Annotated in this window: 2 protein-coding genes; both read right to left on the reverse strand. The window is 43.9% G+C overall.

Annotated elements, in window-relative coordinates; genetic code table 11:
• Positions 1–103: 103 nt before the first annotated feature.
• Positions 104–1,102, reverse strand: a complete 999-nt coding sequence (locus tag HMPREF9069_RS05040) for a hypothetical protein (RefSeq protein ID WP_021626093.1) — start codon at positions 1,100–1,102, stop codon at positions 104–106.
• A 47-nt stretch (positions 1,103–1,149) separates the two neighbouring features.
• Positions 1,150–1,472: hypothetical protein (locus HMPREF9069_RS09400; protein ID WP_021626094.1), on the reverse strand; the 323-nt coding region annotated here is incomplete at its 5' end.

Raw genomic sequence — 1,472 nt, forward strand, 5'->3', positions numbered from 1 at the left:
TGAACCCGATGCGAGTAAAAGGGAGCTTATCGAACCGCCTGCGGGAAGAGTGTAGACAAAGGGGTGAAGGAATACCTGAACAGCCTGTGCGAGGAGACTTACTTTAATAGGGTTGTGTCATAAAAGGGTGGATCGCGTGGGGAATATCAAACGAATTGAGTAGTTTGTCCAAGAAGACTAGATTGCAAACATCTGCAAATGAGAATCGCATGACGCTTACCTGACGAGAAATACGAGATTCACGTAAGCGCTCGTCGGCCATCACATCTACTATCGAACGTCCATTTGTCATATTTGGATCACAGTATTTTTGTCTGCCATCAAGTTCTCCCGCGACTTTACGACCATCGGGCAAGATCCACAAAAAATCAGCTCGGAAGGTCTTTTGACTTAACGGATCAAATATAGGAGCCTGCAACTCTGGTAAAGCAAAACCAAGCTCAATTATGCGTGCGCGGGCAATTGATTCGCCGCCGCTTTCTGCGCGTGGATTGGCAAAGCTTGCAGTAAGTCTTGCTTGGACGATGCCTTTGCGCTGCTTTCCAAGTTGCTTAACAGCTTCTAGCAACCATTCTTTTGACTTGTTCAAAACTCGTAATGCCGAGTCCGCAATGCAAAGCCCATCTGAAAAATTCATTGTGCAAAGGCATTGAAGAATAGTTTCAGCGGGATTTGGCACCGCAATATCGGAGGCGATATACGGATTGCTGAGAGTGGCTTTCATATGTTCCGGGAAACGACGATGTTTTATAAGCCCATTTGCCCGACAAGCACCTTTCGTATGCATAACATGGATTTTTGCCAGCGAGTTATATGGAACAGCAAAACCATATGCAAGAGCGGCAGTTGGGCCATAAAAGACCCAGTTGGGATGTTTTGCCTGTAGAGCTCGAGCAATATGAAGATGTTGCTCCTCCGTGCTTAGCCTGCTCCAGTAATCTTGTCGTACATAAAGACCAGTTGTGGGACTGGTTACACGCTCTTTAAGTTTGTATTTGCGTAATGTATTTCTTAATAACCTATCGTCTGTAAAAGCGCACATATGCATGTGCTCTGCATTGGCCAGTAATTGTGTTGCTTCGTGAATATGAGAAGTAGCCATTTGTCCTCACATGCCTAGAATTTCCGCTCCTACAGAGATTATTTCGTCTAAATGAAAAGCCGATTTGTTCGCCCAAATAAAATGTAGTTAATATCCATGCTAAATGGCTCTGAACTGGTGATATTCATAAAATATAGATAAATAATTAAATTAACTTGGCAATAACTGCCACTTATCTGCCGTGTATCTGGCATGTAGTTAATAGTTCCATAGCCAACTGATAGCGATTTCATCATCAACTGACACTTAGCTTGCAGTTGGCTGGCAGAACTCTGTACAAATTCGGGATAAAGCTTGTATCCGCAAAGCGCGATGCGGTCTTCATGTTTTTCTTGCATTGGGTTCAAAAGCGTACCAAACAGCTCGAGAA

It is taken from the genome of Atopobium sp. oral taxon 810 str. F0209 (genome assembly GCF_000466405.1).
In the GTDB taxonomy this organism is placed as follows: domain Bacteria; phylum Actinomycetota; class Coriobacteriia; order Coriobacteriales; family Atopobiaceae; genus Olegusella.

Coding starts and splice junctions, on each gene's coding strand:
- HMPREF9069_RS05040 (WP_021626093.1), bottom strand. CDS start 1,102: ATGGCTACTTCTCATATTCACGAAGCAACACAATTACTGGCCAATGCA.